The organism is Pseudomonas fluvialis (assembly GCF_002835605.1).
Taxonomy (GTDB): domain Bacteria; phylum Pseudomonadota; class Gammaproteobacteria; order Pseudomonadales; family Pseudomonadaceae; genus Aquipseudomonas; species Aquipseudomonas fluvialis.
Map to the genome: position 1 here is coordinate 93,872 of NZ_PIYS01000015.1, position 17,186 is coordinate 111,057.

Sequence of the window (17,186 nt, forward strand, 5' to 3'; positions counted from 1 at the left end):
TTAACCCAGGCCATTAGGGTTGGCAGCATGAACGCGACCCATACCCTGATACTCCTGCGCCAATACGCCTGCCAGCGCCTGGTCAGTCCGCGACTGCGTGGCTAACCCCTCCCCGCTGCGCCCTCTATCGAGTTTTACCAGGCCCCGCGCCACAAGGATTTGCCATGACCATGCTGAAAGACCCGTCGAAGAAATACCGCCCCTTTACCCCGATCCAGCTTCCCGACCGCACCTGGCCGGACAAGCTCATCACCCAGGCGCCGATCTGGCTGTCCACCGACCTGCGCGACGGCAACCAGTCGCTGATCGAGCCGATGGATGCCGAGAAGAAGATGCGCTTCTTCAAGTGCCTGGTCGCCGTCGGCCTGAAGGAAATCGAAGTGGGCTTCCCGTCGGCCTCGCAGACCGATTTCGACTTCGTCCGCGAACTGATCGAAGGCGGCCACATCCCCGATGACGTGACCATTCAGGTGCTGACCCAGGCCCGCGAGGACCTGATCACCCGCACCTTCGAGTCACTCAAGGGCGCCAAGCGCGCCATCGTCCACTACTACAACGCTACCGCGCCGAGCTTTCGCAAGATTGTCTTCAACCAAGACAAGGCCGGAGTGATCGACATCGCCGTCAACGCCGCGCAGATCATCAAACGCCTGGCTGCTGCTGCGCCCGAGACCCAGTGGGGCTTCGAATATTCCCCCGAGGTGTTCAGCTCCACCGAGACCGACTTTGCCGTCGAGGTGTGCAACGCGGTGATCGCGGTGTTCCAGCCGACTCCGGCGAACAAATTGATCCTCAACCTGCCGGCCACCATCGAGTGCGCCACACCGAACAACTATGCCGACCAGGTGGAATGGTTCGGTCGCCATGTCGATCGCCGTGACAGCGTGCTGATCAGCGTGCATACCCACAACGACCGTGGCACCGGCGTAGCTGCCTCGGAGCTGGCGGTGATGGCCGGTGCCGACCGCGTCGAAGGCTGCCTGTTCGGTAACGGCGAGCGCACCGGCAACGTCTGCCTGGTGACCCTGGCCCTGAACCTCTACACCCAGGGCGTCGACCCCGAACTGGACTTCTCCGACATCGATGCCGTGCGCAAGCTGGTGGAGGACTGCAACCAGCTGCCGGTACACCCGCGCCACCCCTACGTCGGTGATCTGGTGCACACCGCCTTCTCCGGCTCGCACCAGGATGCGATCCGCAAGGGCTTTGCCCAACAGCAGCCCGATGCGATCTGGGAAGTGCCCTACCTGCCGATCGACCCGGCCGATATCGGCCGCGACTACGAAGCGGTGATCCGCGTCAACAGCCAGTCCGGCAAGGGCGGCATCACCTTCCTGCTCGAGCAGGAATACGGCATCAGCCTGCCGCGCCGGCTGCAGATCGAATTCAGCCAGGTGGTGCAGAAGGAAACCGATCGTCTCGGCCTGGAAATGACCGCCCAACAAATCTACGCCCTGCTGGAGCGCGAGTACTTGCAGGCAGACCGCCCCTACCTGCTGAAGAGCCATCGCCTGCAAGAAGAACACGGCACCACGGCGGTCGATGTCAGCGTTGACGAAGTGGGCGAACTGCGTCACTGGCGCGGCATCGGCAAGGGCCCACTGGAAGCGCTGGTGGCCGGCCTGCCAGTAGCCGTGGAGATCATGGATTACCACGAGCACAGCATCGGCTCGGGCAGCCATGCCAAAGCCGTGGCCTACATTGAACTGCGCGTCGCCGGCGGGCGGGCGCTGCACGGTATCGGCATCGACGAAAACCTCACCACGGCGAGTTTCCGCGCCCTGTTCAGCGCGCTCAACCGTAGCCTGCGCCAGGCCGACGCACAGGCGGCCTGAGCAGCATGTCCTACCTGCAGGATCCACGGGTGCTGTTCGCCGCCGAACGCACCCTGCTCGCCTGGAACCGCACCAGCCTGTCGCTGATTGCCTTCGGCTTCGTGGTTGAACGCGCCGGCCTGCTGCTCCAGGTGCTTTCGCCAGGTCGCGTGGCAGCTTCCCACCTGGCCCTGAATTTCTGGCTGGGCGTGCTGTTCATCGCGCTGGGTGCCCTGTGCAGCGCACACTCGGCCTGGCAATACCAGGGCGTGCTGCGCAGCCTGTCAGCCGAGGAGTTTCCACCCGGCTATGCGGCGCGCTGGGGGCTGTGGGTCAACGGCCTGGTGGCCTTGTTCGGCCTGGCCCTGGCTGGCGGGCTGGTCTACTGGCGCGGCTGACCCGTACAAAAAAGGCTGCCCTGGGGCAGCTTTTTTTGTACTCAGCGCTTCTTGTCGCGGCGCTTCTTCTCGGCCTTCTTGTGATGACTCATCAGACGGCGCTTCTTGTTCACCTGGCGATCGGTAAGGGTGTTCTTCTTGCCCTCGAAGGGGTTTTCCCCGCCCTTGTACTCGATGCGTAGCGGCGTTCCCACCAGGCGCAAGACCCGTCGATAGGTATTTTCCAGGTAACGGCTGTACGACTTGGGCACCGCGTCCGTCTGATTGCCGTGGATGACGATAATCGGCGGATTGGCCCCGCCCAGGTGGGCATAACGCAATTTGATGCGTCGGCCATTGGCCAGCGGCGGCTGGTGCTCGCGCACCGCATCCTCAAGAATTTGTGTAAGGCGGCTGGTTGGCCAGCGGGTAACCGCCGAAGCAAAGGCCGTCTGTACCGACTTGTAGAGATGCCCAACACCGGTGCCATGCTTGGCCGAGATGAAGTGGATATCGGCAAAGTCGACGAACATCAACCGACGCTCCAGCTCGGTCTTCACGTAATCCTTCTCGGACTGCTCCATGCCGTCCCACTTGTTCAACGCAATGACCAGTGCGCGGCCACTTTCCAGCACGAAGCCGAGCAGGTTGAGATCGTGCTCAACCACCCCTTCGCGAGCGTCCATCACGAAGATCACCACGTTGGCGTCCTGGATGGCCTGCAGGGTCTTGACCACCGAGAACTTTTCCACTGCCTCGAAGATCTTGCCGCGCCGCCGCACGCCTGCCGTATCGATCAGCGTGTACTTTTCTTCGCCCCGCTCGAAGGGAATGTAGATACTGTCGCGCGTCGTACCGGCCTGGTCATAGACGATGACCCGTTCCTCACCGAGCATGCGGTTGACCAGGGTCGACTTGCCGACATTCGGCCGGCCGATGATGGCGATCTTGATGCCATCCTTCTCGCTCGGCCCGGGAATACGCTTGGCTTCCTGGCCTTCAGCCACCAGTTCCTCAGTCCCCTCCTCCTCGGCGTCGGCGTTATCGCGCGGGAACTCGCCCAGCGCCAGCTCCAGCAGCGGATTGATGCCGCGACCATGGGCAGCGGCAATCGGCACCGCATCACCCAGTCCCAGCGGGCTGAATTCGGCACGGGCAATATCCGGGTCGATGCTGTCGACCTTGTTGGCCACCACGAAACAACGCTTGTTGCGCTTGCGCAGGTGCTCGCCAATCATCTGATCGGAGGCCGTCAGCCCAGCCTTGGCGTCGACCAGGAACAGCACGGCATCGGCCTCTTCGATGGCCAACAGCGACTGCTCGGCCATCTTGGCGTCGATACCTTCCTCGTCGCCGGAAATCCCCCCGGTGTCGATGACGATGAACGTGCGACCCTGCCACTTGGCCTCGCCATACTGACGGTCACGGGTCAGGCCGGCGTATTCCGCGACGATGGCATCACGGCTCTTGGTCAGACGGTTGAACAGCGTCGACTTGCCGACATTGGGGCGGCCCACCAGGGCAATTACCGGAACCATGGGGCTCCTCCAGCATTGAATCCAGAAAACACAAAGGCCGCTGCGAGGGCAGCGGCCACAATTGCCGGGCGCCTACAGGCACCCCGCCCGACTTACTTGATGGTCAGAGCCACCAGCTTGCCGTCATTACCATAGGCATACAACCAGCCATCCACCACCAGCGGACGTGCACGCAGGCCGGCGCTGTCGATCCGCTCACGACCGACAAAGCGTCCGTCCACCTGACTGATCAGGTGCAGGTAACCTTCCAGGTCACCGACCGCTACGTAGCTGGAAAACACTTCTGGCGCCGACAACTGGCGACGCGCCAGTGCTTCGTTGCTCCACAACGCCGAGGCGGAGCGCTCATCGACGCTTTCCAGGGTGCCGTTGGCCTGGCTGACATACACGTTGCCATAGCCCTGGGCTACGCCCACATAGCTGGACGCCTCGCGCTGCCAGAGAATACGCCCGGACTCAAGTTCCAGACCGGCGACACGCCCCTGGTAGGTCGAGACATAGAGGGTGCCGGCGGACATCAGCAGTCCACCGTCGATATCCACGATGCGATCCAGTTCAGAGCGGCCCTGCGGAACCGCGACCTGCTGTTCCCACAGTGGCAAGCCGCGCTGGGCATCCAGGGCCAACACGCGACCGCTGGACAAGCCGACCACCACAAAGCGGTTGGTCACCAGCGGCGCACCGGTACCACGCAGGGTGAGCACGGCCGGGGTGTTGTCGAAAATCCAGCGCTGGTTGCCACTGTAGGCATCGAATGCCACCACACGGTCATCCTGGGTCTGCACAACCACCACATCACCGTTGCTGACCGGCGCGGCCAGCACTTCGCTGGGCACCTTGGCACGCCATTTCTCTTCGCCGGTGCTGCTGTCCAGAGCGATTACATCGCCCTTGAGCGTTCCCAACAACACCAGGCCATAACCGGCGCTGACGCCGCCCGACACGGCGCTATCCAGTTCGCTCTTCCACAGCACCTTGCCAGTCAGTCGGTCCATGGCGACGACCAGACCTTCAGCATCCGCCGCGAAGATCTGCCCACCGTCCACCGCAGGTGTCAGCTGGGTATACAGGCGGCCCTGACCTACGCCGATCGAGCGGCTCCACTCTTTCTTCAGGCTTACCTCACGCTCGAACTTGGGCAACTCAGCCGGAGGCAGCTCTTTCTTGCTGTTGCTGCCACACCCCACGACACCCAAGGCCAGCGCCAGTACCAGCGCATTTTTCATCGACAGCATGTCAGGCGTCTCCCTCGGCCAGGTCATCCAGCTTGAGTTGCAAAGTACCCTGCGCCGCATCATCGGCCAGCACGGCACGTGCCTTCTGGTAAGCCTCGCGCGCTTCGGCAGGACGCTGCAATTGCTTGAGCAGATCGCCACGCAGCTCTTCGCGACTGGCCTGATAGCTGGCCGGTGCCTCACCATCGAGCAGGGTCAGCCCCTCCTCCGCCTTGTCCTGGGCAGCCAGCACACGCGCCAGGCGCTGACGAGCCAACTCGCCCAGGGTGGCATCGGCCGGCTTGTCGACGACGGCCTGCAACTCGGCGGCTGCATCGTCCAGCTTGCCCGCCTCTACCGCCAGCTTGGCCGCCAACAGAGCGCCATACTGGCTGTAGGGCGAACCGGCAAACTCGCTCTTCAGCTTGTTGCTCAGCTCCACAACCTCTGCCGTATCACGCTCCACTTCAGAACTCAGCACGTTCTCCAGCAACTGCTGGTAGGTATAGGACGCTGCAGCGGCCTGGCTGGCCTGGTAGTTCTGCCAGTACTGCCAGCCGAATACCCCGGCAACGGCCAGGACACCACCCGCCAACAGGGGCTTGCCGTTGCGCTGCCACCATTCCTTGAGCTGCGCGATCTGTTCTTCTTCGGTTTGCATGCTGCGCCAAACTCCTTAGGTAATTACTTGACCTGCGCCAGGCAGGCCGCCAGGTGCTCAGGCAGAGCCTCCCAGCCGATCGTCTGTTGTTCGCTGTCATCGCGCAGCGGCTTGAGCGCCACCTGACGTGCCGCCAGCTCCTCATCGCCAAGAATCAACGCGAAATATGCGCCACTCTTGTCGGCTTTCTTGAACTGGCTCTTGAAGCTACCGCCCCCGGCGTTCACCGCCAAACGCAGGCCAGGCAACGCATCGCGCAGGCGTTCAGAGAGCTGCAGGGCAGCCAGCTCGGCCGCCTCGCCAAAAGCGCAGAAGTAGACATCCACCTGGCGAGCCAGTTCGTCGGGCACTTTGCCGAGGGTTTCCAGCAACAGAACCAGACGCTCGATACCCATGGCAAAGCCAACCGCCGGGGTCGGCTTACCGCCCATCTGCTCGACCAGCGCGTCATAACGGCCACCGGCACATACCGTACCCTGGGCACCCAGCTGGTCAGTGACCCACTCGAAGACCGTCTTGCTGTAGTAGTCCAGGCCACGCACCAGCCGCGGATTCAGCGTATAGGGAATGCCCAGCGCCTGCAGACGCGCCTGCAGGCCGGCGAAATGCGCACGGGACTCTTCGTCCAGATAGTCTTCCAGACGGGGGGCGTCGACCAGCAGCGCCTGCGTCTGGGCATTCTTGCTGTCGAGAATACGCAGCGGATTGCTTTTCAGGCGACGCTGGCTGTCTTCATCCAGCTGATCCAGGCGCTCGCTCAGGTAAGCCACCAGCGCGTCGCGGTAACGTGCACGCGACTGTGCAGTACCCAGGCTGTTCAGCTCCAGGGTCACCGACTCAGCTAGGCCCAGTTGCTGCCAGAGGCGCCAGGTCAGGGCAATCAGCTCGGCATCCACATCCGGCCCGGTAAAATTGAACAGCTCGACACCGATCTGGTGGAACTGCCGGTAGCGGCCTTTCTGCGGGCGCTCATGACGAAACATCGGACCGATATACCAGAGCTTCTGCGGCTGCCCACCACCGGTCAGACCGTGCTCGATCATCGCGCGCACCGTCGCTGCGGTCCCTTCCGGGCGCAGGGTCAGCGAGTCTCCGTTACGGTCCTCGAAGGTATACATTTCCTTTTCGACGATATCGGTGACTTCACCAATCGAACGCTTGAACAGCTCGGTGAACTCAACGATCGGCGTGCGTATCTGGCGATAGCCATAGCCATCCAGCAGGCGGGCTACCTGCCCTTCGAAATAGCGCCAGAGCGGCGTCTGCTCGGGCAGGAGGTCATTCATGCCACGAATGGCTTGCAGGGTCTTGCTCACAAAAATTCCTTAGCGATTAGCCGCGCACGATCAGCGCGGCATCGGCAGCCGCTTTTTCCGCCGCCTTTTGCCGGATGAGCTTTTCCAACTCATCCACCAGATTGTCGTTACCCAGCTTGTGTGCCGGCTTGCCATCCAGGTAGATCAGGTTGGGGCTGCCGCCGGTCAGTCCGATATGGGCTTCCTTGGCCTCGCCCGGGCCGTTGACCACACAACCGATCACCGCCACATCCATGGGCACCAGCAGGTCTTCGACACGGCTCTCCAGCTCGTTCATGGTCTTCACCACATCGAAGTTCTGCCGCGAACAGCTCGGGCAGGCGATGAAGTTGATGCCACGCGAGCGCAAGCGCAATGACTTGAGAATATCGAAGCCCACGCGAATCTCTTCCACCGGGTCAGCCGCCAGTGACACCCGGATGGTATCGCCAATCCCGTCGGCCAGCAGCATACCCAGGCCCACCGCAGACTTCACCGTCCCCGAGCGCAGCCCACCGGCCTCGGTAATACCCAGATGCAGGGGCTGTTCGATCTGCCTGGCCAGCAGGCGGTAGGCCTCAACGGCCATGAACACGTCCGAGGCCTTAACGCTGACCTTGAAATCGGGGAAGTTCAGCCGGTCAAGATGCTCGACGTGACGCAGCGCCGACTCAACCAGGGCCTCGGGGGTCGGCTCACCGTATTTTTTCTGCAGGTCTTTTTCCAGCGAGCCGGCGTTGACCCCGATGCGAATCGGAATGCCCTTGTCGCGAGCCGCTTCGACCACGGCCTTGACGCGATCCTCCCGGCCGATATTGCCCGGGTTGATGCGCAGGCAATCGACGCCCAGCTCGGCCACACGCAGGGCGATCTGGTAGTCGAAGTGGATGTCGGCCACCAGCGGCACCTGAACCTGCTGCTTGATTCTGCCGAAGGCCTCGGCAGCCTCCATGTCAGGTACCGAGACACGTACGATATCGGCCCCCACATCCTGCAAACGCTGGATCTGCGCCACGGTGGCGGCTACATCGCAGGTGTTGGTATTAGTCATGCTCTGTACGGAAATCGGCGCATCGCCACCCACGGCCACCTTGCCTACCCAGATTTTCCGTGACACACGACGCTTGATCGGAGACTCACAGTGCATGCTTACTGCCCCAGCCGCACACGGGCTGTTTCGCCATGGGTAAAGGGAGCCAGGTCGATGGCCTGGCCGTTATAACTGACGCTGGCGCCCCGCGCGTAGCCCAGACGCAACTCCAGCGGAGCCTGACCAGTCAGGTTCAGCTGCTCACCGGCACGCTTGAGGCCACTGGCCAGTACCTGCCCTTGAGCGTCACTCAGTTGAATCCAGCAATCCGCGGCAAACTGCAGGCTTACTTGACCATGCCCAGCCGGCAGAGCAGGCACCACGGGCTCGCTCACCGACACCTGAGGCGCAGCAGCTTGGTTCTGCGCCTGATCGGCGGCGATCAAGGCAGCGGCCGGGGATACCGCGGGCTGTGCGGCGACCACAGGTGCCACAGGTGCCACAGGTGCCACAGGCAAGGTTACCGGCGCTTCCTGGCGCGCTGCAGCCACCACCACAGGTGTCGGTGCACTGGCTGGCTGCGTCGCCGGCTCGCTGGAATCCTGGGTCAACGCTTCGACACTGGCCGGCGTAGGCTGCTCCGGAAGTAGCATGGCAGCTGCCTGGGCCTGATCTTCCAGTTCGCTGGCCAGCGCCTCGTTTTCCGGCTCGGCATCCAGGCTGTGGATTTCCAGGGTACCGTCAGCCGCTTCGACTTCAATCTGTGCCAGAGCGTCCGGCTGCTCCTGGCGTTGCGGACGCTGCTCCTGCCACCAGAAGAACGCCAGGCCTGCCAGGCACAGCAGCAGGATAAAGGTCACCGCACGCATGACATGCTGGGAGCGGCGCGCCGGCTCGCTAATCGCGGTAATACTGTGCACGGCACTACCGCTGGCATCGGTGCCGGTGTACTGGTCAAACTCCAGCGCCAGGCGGTTCTGATCGAGCCCCAGGCGCTTGGCATAGGCACGCACGTAGCCACGCGCGAAGGTGTGTCCCGGCAGGCGTTCAAACTCGCCGGCCTCGACCAGGCGCAGCACATGCTCGGTCAGGTTGAGATCGCGGGCGATATCTGCCACACGCAAGCCGGCAGCTTCGCGAGCCTGGCGCAGGGTATCCCCGGGATTGCTGCGTACGACGGCCTGTTCAGGCGCTTGCGGCGTATTCATTTCTGCTCCGAAAGGTATTGCTTGTACTCCGCCGTACCTGGGTAAAGACGACGCAGTTGCAGCCCCAGGGTCGCCGCCTGGTCACGCTGCTCGAAGACGTTGGCCAAACGAACGCCCAATAAGAGGCTGGCTGCATTCTGTTCGGCAATATTGGAGAACCACTGGTAATAACTGCGCGCACTGACATAGTCGCCATCGGCGTAGTACATCTGAGCCAGCTCGAAAAATGAGCGCGGCTGATTACGATTGAGGCGCGTAGCGCGAATGAAATGCTCACGAGCCTGCTCGCGCTGGTTGAGCTTGAGGGCGGTCAGGCCGAGATTTTCAAAGACCCGCGAGCGCTCGCCATACATCGGGTCGGCACCGGCTTCCTGAAAACGCTCATAGGCCTCTGCATAGCGTTCCTGTTCAAACAGGAAGCTACCGTAGTTATTGAGAATACGCGGATCGCCCTTGCGCTGGGAAAGCGCCTTGCGGTAGTGCTCTTCCGCCAGTTTGGGCTCCAGTTCGGTTTGGTAGACCAGAGCCAGCGCGACATGCGCATCGGCATTGCTGGCATCCAGCTTGAGCGCTTCACTCAAGGGGGCCTTGGCGCTTTCCGTACTGCCTTGCTGCAGATAGCCGATGCCTAGCTGGATATAGGCGCTGACCGCCTCCTGACGCCCCTCTGCGGTGCGCAGGGGGTTCTGCTGGCCACTGGTCGTGCAACCCGCCAAGAGAACGGCCACTAAGCACAAACTGCCACGCGCAATCATTGGAGCTCCTTTCTTATTCAGGAATGCCGAAGGGCTTCGCCCGTTGCCGCCTCGTCGTCACTCAGCTGACGCACGGCGATATAACGTTCGCTGCGCCGGGTACGGTCCATCACTTGGCCGACCAGTTGACCACAGGCCGCGTCGATATCCTCGCCACGCGTGGTGCGCACCGTAACATTGTGTCCGGCCTGATGCAGCTGATCCTGGAAACGACGGATGGCATTGTTGCTCGGCCGCTCATAACCGGAGAAAGGAAAAGGATTAAACGGAATAAGATTGATCTTGCAAGGAAAATCCTTCAGCAATGCGATCATCTGTGCAGCGTGCTCTGGCTGATCGTTGACATCCTTGAGCAAGGTGTACTCGACGGTCAGCACACGTTTTTCACCCAAACGCGAGATATAGCGCTTGCAGGCATCCAGAACGACTGCCAGCGGATACTTGCGATTGATCGGCACCAACTGATTGCGCAACTCGTCGTTGGGTGCGTGCAGGGACAACGCCAGGGAAACGTCGATGACTTCGGCAAGCCTGTCGATCATCGGCGCAACCCCTGAAGTCGACAGGGTAACCTTGCGCTTGGAGATGCCATACCCCAGATCATCCATCATGATCTGCATGGCATCGACCACGTTATCAAAGTTCAGCAACGGCTCGCCCATGCCCATCATCACCACATTGGTGATGGCACGATCGATCTTGGCGGGCACCGTGCCAAACGATTTGTTGGCGATCCATACCTGACCAATGATCTCGGCACTGGTCAGATCGCTATTGAAACCTTGTTTCCCGGTGGAGCAAAAGCTGCAATCCAGGGCGCAACCGGCTTGCGACGACACACACAGCGTGCCTCGCCCACCTTGGGGGATATAGACGGTCTCCACGCAACTACCGGAAGCTACGCGCACTACCCACTTGCGCGTACCGTCGCTGGAAATGTCCTGACTGACCACTTCCGGCCCGCGAATCTCGGCACAGGCCTTGAGCTTTTCGCGCAGAGCCTTGCCGAGATTGCTCATGGCATCGAAGTCATCGATACCAAAATGGTGAATCCATTTCATCACCTGCCCGGCACGGAAGCGCTTCTCTCCCAGCTGTTCGAAGAACGCTTCCAGTTGCTGCTGGGTCAGCCCCAGCAGATTGACCTTTGCCGTTTGCGTGTTCATGGCTTCACCCTCGCGCCGCGCTTAGCGAATACGCGCGCACACTTCAGTGGCGGAGAAGAAATAGGCAATTTCGCGCGCGGCAGAAGCTTCCGAGTCGGAACCATGCACAGCGTTTTCATCGATGGATACGGCGAAGTCAGCACGGATAGTGCCTGCAGCGGCTTCTTTCGGGTTGGTTGCACCCATCAGCTCACGGTTCTTGGCAATGGCATTTTCGCCTTCCAGAACCTGCACAATGACCGGACCGGAGGTCATGAAGGCCACCAGATCTTTGAAGAAGCCGCGCTCGCTGTGCTCAGCGTAGAAGCCAGCCGCTTCGCGCTCGGACAGTTGCACCATTTTCGAAGCCACGATACGCAGGCCGGCCTTCTCGAAGCGGCTGGTGATTTCACCGATGACGTTCTTGGCGACGGCGTCAGGCTTGATGATGGAGAAAGTACGTTGAACAGCCATGGAAAGCTCCCAAAAGAGTAAGGGTTACACAGGAAATAAAACCCGCGAATTATACGCAGCTCGCAGGCAAAAGCGTACCGGCGTCTGCAGCACAAGCCACGGACGCCGATAGATAGAGATAATCATCAGGGACTAAGCGATTTAGTCGAGTTCTTCGATCCAGGCCATCTGGATGGCTTCCAGAACCTTCTCGCCGCCGCGCTGCGGGTCGTCGGCAAACTCCGGCAGGGCCAGCACCCAATTATGCAGATCGACGAAGTTGACGTAGCGCGGATCAACCTCGGGACGGGCCTCGCACAACGCGATGGCAATTTCCAGCACATCAGTCCAACGCAGGCTCATGGCAACTCCTCAATGACCTTCCGATACCTGGTTGATGGTGTACTTGGGAATTTCCACCACCAGATCCTTGTCAGCCACCTGCGCCTGGCAGGACAGCCGCGACTGCGGCTCGAGCCCCCAGGCCTTGTCCAACATGTCATCCTCGAGTTCATCGGAAGGCTCCAGCGACTCAAAGCCTTCACGCACCACGATATGGCAGGTCGTACAGGCACAGGACTTCTCGCAGGCATGCTCGATGTCAATGCCATGGCGCAAGGCCGCATCCAATACGGTTTCGCCAGCAACGGCTTCAACCACCGCCCCCTCCGGGCAATGCTCGGCATGGGGCAGGAAGATGATCTGCGGCATGTCTATTCCTCGATTTCGTTGAGTCGGCGCCCTGCCAGGGCGGCCTTGATACTGGCATCCATGCGGCGCGCGGCAAAGGCATCGGTGATCTGCGAGAGGCGCTTGATCTGCGCCTCGATCGCAGCCACATCGCTGCCTGTCGCCTGCGTGCGCAATTGCTGCATATGCACCTCGATCACCTCACGTTCCTGAGCGTCGAGCAACCGTTCACCATCCACATCCAGCGCAGCCTGGACCGCCTCAAGCAAGCGCTGCGCCTCAACCTGCTGCTCACGCAAGGCACGCGCGGCCTTGTCGTCACCCGCGTAGGCAAAGGAATCCTGCAACATACGGGCGATTTCGCCATCAGTCAGACCATAGGAAGGCTTGACCTGGATACTCGCCTCGACACCACTGGACAGCTCGCGCGCACTTACCCCGAGCAGGCCATCGGCATCCACCTGGAAAGTCACGCGAATCTTCGCCGCTCCCGCCACCATCGGCGGGATACCGCGCAACTCGAAGCGCGCCAAGGAGCGACAGTCCTTGACCAGTTCACGCTCACCCTGCAGGACATGAATCATCATGGCCGTCTGGCCATCCTTGTAGGTCGTGAAATCCTGAGCACGCGCAATAGGAATGGTGGTATTGCGCGGAATGATCTTTTCCAGCAACCCACCCATGGTCTCCAGCCCCAGCGACAGGGGGATCACGTCGAGCAGCAGCAATTCATCACCGGCGCGCTTGTTACCGGCCAAGGTATCAGCCTGGATAGCCGCACCAATGGCCACCACCTGATCAGGATCGATATCGGTCAGCGGGGTTAGCCCAAACAGCTCGCCGACCGTCTCGCGCACGCGCGGCACGCGCGTCGAGCCACCGACCATCACCACCGCCTCGACGTCTTCCACCTCGATGCCGGCATCCCGCACGACGCGCCGACAGGCCTTGAGCGTGCGCGCCAGCAAGGGCTCGATCAACACATTGAAGGCATCTCTGCTCAGCTCACCCGACCAACCCGCATAGCTCAGGCTGACTTGCTCACTATCGGTGAGTCGCTCTTTGGCAGCACAGGCGCATTGCAGGAGCGAACGCTGCTCGGCGGGCGACAGATCCATGGAGCCGCCAGCTTGCTGGACAATCCAAGCGGCAATGGCGTGATCGAAATCATCGCCACCCAGGGCACTATCCCCCCCCGTAGCCAGCACTTCGAAAACGCCGCGACTCAGGCGCAGGATGGAAATATCAAACGTCCCACCACCCAGGTCGTAGATCGCCACGACACCTTCGGCCCCCTTGTCCAGACCGTAGGCCACTGCCGCCGCGGTAGGCTCATTGAGCAGGCGCAACACATTGAGACCGGCAATCCGTGCAGCATCCTTGGTCGCCTGGCGCTGCGCATCATCGAAGTAGGCGGGCACGGTGATCACCGCCCCCACCAACTCACCACCCAGACTGGCCTCGGCGCGCTGGCGCAGCACCTTGAGGATATCCGCCGAGACCTCCACCGGGCTCTTGGCGCCCTGCACCGTCTCGATGAAGGGCATGCTCGATTCACCGGCACTGAAACGGTAAGGCAATTGCTCGCCAAGCTGCTTGACGTCGGCCAGACCACGCCCCATCAGGCGCTTGACCGACAGAATACTGTTTAGCGGATCCTGCGCTGCTGCTTCACGAGCACTGACACCCACCTCGACACGGTCGGCGTGATAGCGCACCGCAGAAGGCAGGAGCAGGCGCCCCTGTTCATCGGCCAGGGGCTCTGCCAGGCCACTGCGCACGGTTGCCACCAGCGAATTGGTGGTACCCAGGTCTATGCCTACGGCCAGGCGTCGCTGATGCGGCTGCGGGGTCTGTCCGGGTTCGGCAATCTGCAATAGGGCCATGCTTGTCTAGTCTATCGAGCAGCCTGCCTGAGCAGGCCTGGATTAATCGTCGAGGCGTTCTTCCAGCTGACGCACTTCACGCGCCAACTTGTCGAGGAACTGCATGCGGCGCATCAGGCGCTCAGCCATGTCTCGTTGCGCGGCATCCTGCCAGCAGTGGGCAAACTGTTCTTCCAGATGTAGCTGGGCCGCCTTGAGGCGCTGCTTGAAAGCAGCCACACCGGCCAGGTCGGCCGTCTCGTGCAGCGACTCAAGCTCTTCACGCAGCTCCATCTGCTGCAGAAGAAACTGCGGATCCTGCACGGTCGCCTCCATGGGCAACTCATGCCCCTGCAGCCCCAGCAGGTAGTGGGCACGCCGCGGCGCACTCTTGAGCACCTGATAGGCCTCGTTGAGCTCCGCCGCGCGCTGCAAGGCCAGGCGTTGCTCGCGCTCGCCCGCATCGGCAAACCGGTCGGGATGCACGGCGCGCGCCAGCTCACGATAGCGCGCAGCCAGTTGCTGCAGGTCCACCGTAAACGCAGGCTGCAGCTCAAACAAGGCGAAATGACAGGGACGCCCCACAGACACCTCAGACGTTGAAGCTTTCGCCGCAGCCGCACTCGCCACGCACGTTGGGGTTATTGAACTTGAACCCCTCATTCAGCCCCTCGCGGACAAAGTCCAGCTCTGTGCCATCAAGGTACACCAGGCTCTTCGGGTCGATGATGACGCGCACACCATGGCTCTCGAACACCAGGTCTTCAGCAGCCAGTTCGTCAACGAACTCCAGCACGTAGGCCAGGCCCGAACACCCCGTGGTCTTCACCCCGAGACGAATGCCAGCCCCTTTGCCGCGCCCCTCCAGCGAACGCTGCACATGGCGCGCCGCGGCTTCGGTCATGCTGATCGCCATACTCTTCTCCGCGCCTCAGGCCAGGCCGTTCTTCTGCTTGTAGTCCTGCACCGCTGCCTTGATAGCATCTTCGGCCAGCACCGAGCAGTGGATTTTTACCGGCGGCAGAGCCAGCTCCTCGGCAATCGTGGTGTTCTTGATCTGCGCAGCCTCGTCCAGGGTCTTGCCTTTCATCCACTCAGTGGCAAGAGAGCTCGAGGCAATAGCCGAGCCGCAACCATAGGTCTTGAATTTGGCATCTTCGATGATGCCCTCGTCGCTGACCTTGATCTGCAGACGCATCACATCACCACAGGCCGGCGCACCTACCATACCGGTACCGACATGGGGATCTTCAGCATCCAGCTTGCCGACATTACGGGGGTTTTCGTAGTGGTCGATGACCTTTTCACTGTATGCCATGTTGCTTACTCCTCACTCATCAGGGCCGCTCTACAGGCGACTTGCTGGTTAATGTGCCTGCCACTCGACCTTGCTCAGATCGACCCCTTCTTTGTACATATCCCAAAGCGGCGACAGTTCGCGCAATTTGGCTACCGCCTCGCGCACCTTGGCAGCGGCGTAATCGACTTCTTCCTCGGTGGTGAAACGGCCAAAAGTGAAGCGAATCGAACTGTGTGCCAGCTCATCATTGCGCCCCAGGGCGCGCAGCACGTAGGAAGGCTCCAGGGAGGCCGACGTACAGGCCGAGCCGGAGGATACCGCCAGGTCCTTGAGCGCCATGATCAGCGACTCGCCTTCGACGTAGTTGAAGCTCAGGTTCAGGTTGTGCGGGATACGCGCTGTAGCGCTACCGTTGAGATACAGTTCTTCCATGCCTTCAACCTGGCTATAGAAGCGATCACGCAAGGCGGCGATACGCTGATTGTCAGCAGCCATGTCTTCCTTGGCGATACGGAAGGCCTCACCCATGCCGACAATCTGATGGGTTGCCAGGGTACCCGAACGCATGCCGCGCTCATGACCACCACCATGCATCTGCGCTTCCAGGCGCACACGCGGCTTGCGACGCACATACAGCGCGCCGATACCTTTGGGGCCATAGGTCTTGTGCGCCGAGAAGGACATCAGGTCGACCTTCATCTGCTCCAGGTCGATGGCCACCTTGCCAGTTGACTGTGCCGCATCGGAGTGCAGCAGAATGCCACGCGAACGCGTCAGCTCGCCAATCGCCGCGATGTCGTTGATGGTGCCGATTTCATTGTTGACGTGCATGATCGAGACCAGGATGGTGTCATCACGCAACACCGACTCGACCAGCGCCGGCGTGATCAGGCCATCCTCGCCCGGCTCCAGATAAGTGACTTCGAAACCCTCACGCTCCAGCTGACGGCAAGTATCCAGTACTGCCTTGTGCTCGATCTTCGAAGTAACAATGTGCTTGCCCTTGCTGCTATAGAAGTGCGCCACACCTTTGATCGCCAGGTTGTTGGACTCTGTCGCACCACTGGTCCAGACGATCTCGCGCGGATCAGCATTGACCAGCTCGGCAACCTGGCGACGACCGTTTTCGGCAGCCTCCTCGGCCTTCCAGCCAAACAGATGCGAGCGCGAGGCCGGATTGCCAAAATTACCATCCAGGGTCAGGCATTCCATCATCTTGGCCGCCACACGCGGATCAACCGGTGTAGTAGCGGAATAGTCGAGGTAGATCGGCAGCTTCATGAAACTCTCCTAAATCAGGCAGGCGCGCCTTCAGTCAATGGCTGAGGCTTGAATCTTCTCCAGGTGCGGCATCCTGCCATGACAGTGGCGCGTATCCTGCTGCTTGGCCACTTCCTGAATCTCACGCCGGGCGACCAGATCAGCCAGGCTGATATTGCTGAGAAACGCGTGGATCTGATCACTCAGATCACACCACAGATGATGGGTCAGGCAGGTATTGCCACCCTGGCAGTCACCCTGCCCCTGGCAGCGGGTGGCATCCACAGAGTCATTCACGGCATCAATCACCTGGGCCACATGGATACCTTCCAGCTCGCGCGCCAGCTGGTAGCCACCGCCCGGCCCACGCACACTGGAGACCAGATTGCCACGACGCAGCTTGGCAAACAGCTGCTCGAGATAAGACAGGGAAATACCCTGGCGCTCGGAGATGTCGGCCAGGGAAACCGGCCCTTGCTGGCCGTGCAGCGCCAAATCAAGCATGGCGGTGACGGCGTAACGGCCTTTGGTTGTCAATCGCATGGCAAGCACCAGGGGGAGTCGCTAAGTTGTGCCGATTA

The 17,186-nt window shown here is 61.3% G+C and carries 19 protein-coding genes; 2 read left to right on the forward strand and 17 right to left on the reverse strand.

Annotated elements, in window-relative coordinates; all coding sequences use genetic code 11:
* Positions 1–164: 164 nt before the first annotated feature.
* Together leuA and CW360_RS09050 are read left to right on the forward strand one after the other, a co-directional pair.
* Entirely contained in the window at positions 165–1,835 is a 1,671-nt protein-coding gene (leuA, locus tag CW360_RS09045) for a 2-isopropylmalate synthase (protein WP_101193471.1), read from the forward strand.
* Between the two features lie 5 nt (positions 1,836–1,840).
* Positions 1,841–2,212 (forward strand): YidH family protein, encoded by a 372-nt coding sequence (locus CW360_RS09050; RefSeq protein WP_093986961.1) that lies wholly within the window; start codon positions 1,841–1,843, stop codon positions 2,210–2,212.
* 41 nt (positions 2,213–2,253) lie between these two features.
* Here the strand turns inward: CW360_RS09050 and der are convergent, their stop codons facing one another.
* The 17 genes from der to iscR all read right to left on the reverse strand — a co-directional run bounded on the left by der (position 2,254) and on the right by iscR (position 17,148).
* The gene (der, locus tag CW360_RS09055) at positions 2,254–3,729 is read right to left on the reverse strand and encodes a ribosome biogenesis GTPase Der (protein WP_101193472.1); all 1,476 of its coding nucleotides are present in this window, start codon (positions 3,727–3,729) and stop codon (positions 2,254–2,256) included.
* Between the two features lie 92 nt (positions 3,730–3,821).
* Positions 3,822–4,964 carry an outer membrane protein assembly factor BamB gene (gene bamB / locus CW360_RS09060; RefSeq protein WP_195807304.1) on the reverse strand — a complete coding sequence of 381 codons (1,143 nt, stop codon included), beginning with the start codon at positions 4,962–4,964 and terminating at the stop codon, positions 3,822–3,824.
* Position 4,965: 1 nt separating this feature from the next.
* The gene (locus CW360_RS09065) at positions 4,966–5,604 is read right to left on the reverse strand and encodes a YfgM family protein (protein WP_101193473.1); all 639 of its coding nucleotides are present in this window, start codon (positions 5,602–5,604) and stop codon (positions 4,966–4,968) included.
* 23 nt (positions 5,605–5,627) lie between these two features.
* Complete coding sequence (hisS, locus tag CW360_RS09070; protein WP_101193474.1) at positions 5,628–6,920, reverse strand: histidine--tRNA ligase; 1,293 nt, start codon at positions 6,918–6,920, stop codon at positions 5,628–5,630.
* A gap of 16 nt (positions 6,921–6,936) precedes the next feature.
* Positions 6,937–8,046 (reverse strand): flavodoxin-dependent (E)-4-hydroxy-3-methylbut-2-enyl-diphosphate synthase, encoded by a 1,110-nt coding sequence (gene ispG, locus CW360_RS09075; protein WP_093986966.1) that lies wholly within the window; start codon positions 8,044–8,046, stop codon positions 6,937–6,939.
* 2 nt (positions 8,047–8,048) lie between these two features.
* The gene (locus CW360_RS09080; RefSeq protein ID WP_101193475.1) at positions 8,049–9,137 is read right to left on the reverse strand and encodes a RodZ domain-containing protein; all 1,089 of its coding nucleotides are present in this window, start codon (positions 9,135–9,137) and stop codon (positions 8,049–8,051) included.
* Complete coding sequence (gene pilW / locus CW360_RS09085; protein ID WP_093986968.1) at positions 9,134–9,892, reverse strand: type IV pilus biogenesis/stability protein PilW; 759 nt, start codon at positions 9,890–9,892, stop codon at positions 9,134–9,136. The genes CW360_RS09080 and pilW overlap by 4 nt, the downstream gene beginning before the upstream one ends.
* A gap of 17 nt (positions 9,893–9,909) precedes the next feature.
* On the reverse strand, positions 9,910–11,058 hold the full coding sequence (gene rlmN / locus CW360_RS09090; RefSeq protein WP_101193476.1) for a dual-specificity RNA methyltransferase RlmN: 1,149 nt from the start codon (positions 11,056–11,058) through the stop codon (positions 9,910–9,912).
* 21 nt (positions 11,059–11,079) lie between these two features.
* On the reverse strand, positions 11,080–11,511 hold the full coding sequence (gene ndk, locus CW360_RS09095) for a nucleoside-diphosphate kinase (RefSeq protein ID WP_101193477.1): 432 nt from the start codon (positions 11,509–11,511) through the stop codon (positions 11,080–11,082).
* Positions 11,512–11,652: 141 nt separating this feature from the next.
* Positions 11,653–11,853: a Fe-S cluster assembly protein IscX gene (gene iscX, locus CW360_RS09100; protein ID WP_093986971.1), complete on the reverse strand. Its 201-nt coding sequence runs from the start codon at positions 11,851–11,853 to the stop codon at positions 11,653–11,655.
* Between the two features lie 9 nt (positions 11,854–11,862).
* Positions 11,863–12,201, reverse strand: coding sequence for an ISC system 2Fe-2S type ferredoxin (fdx, locus tag CW360_RS09105; protein WP_101193478.1), 339 nt, complete (start codon positions 12,199–12,201; stop codon positions 11,863–11,865).
* A gap of 2 nt (positions 12,202–12,203) precedes the next feature.
* Complete coding sequence (gene hscA, locus CW360_RS09110; protein ID WP_093986973.1) at positions 12,204–14,066, reverse strand: Fe-S protein assembly chaperone HscA; 1,863 nt, start codon at positions 14,064–14,066, stop codon at positions 12,204–12,206.
* Between the two features lie 42 nt (positions 14,067–14,108).
* Positions 14,109–14,630, reverse strand: a complete 522-nt coding sequence (gene hscB, locus CW360_RS09115) for a co-chaperone HscB (RefSeq protein WP_093986974.1) — start codon at positions 14,628–14,630, stop codon at positions 14,109–14,111.
* Positions 14,631–14,637: 7 nt separating this feature from the next.
* On the reverse strand, positions 14,638–14,961 hold the full coding sequence (gene iscA, locus CW360_RS09120) for an iron-sulfur cluster assembly protein IscA (RefSeq protein ID WP_093986975.1): 324 nt from the start codon (positions 14,959–14,961) through the stop codon (positions 14,638–14,640).
* A 15-nt stretch (positions 14,962–14,976) separates the two neighbouring features.
* Positions 14,977–15,363, reverse strand: coding sequence for a Fe-S cluster assembly scaffold IscU (gene iscU, locus CW360_RS09125; RefSeq protein ID WP_093986976.1), 387 nt, complete (start codon positions 15,361–15,363; stop codon positions 14,977–14,979).
* 48 nt (positions 15,364–15,411) lie between these two features.
* Positions 15,412–16,626 (reverse strand): IscS subfamily cysteine desulfurase, encoded by a 1,215-nt coding sequence (locus CW360_RS09130; protein WP_101193479.1) that lies wholly within the window; start codon positions 16,624–16,626, stop codon positions 15,412–15,414.
* A gap of 30 nt (positions 16,627–16,656) precedes the next feature.
* Positions 16,657–17,148, reverse strand: coding sequence for a Fe-S cluster assembly transcriptional regulator IscR (gene iscR / locus CW360_RS09135; RefSeq protein WP_101193480.1), 492 nt, complete (start codon positions 17,146–17,148; stop codon positions 16,657–16,659).
* Between the last annotated feature and the right edge of the window lie 38 nt (positions 17,149–17,186).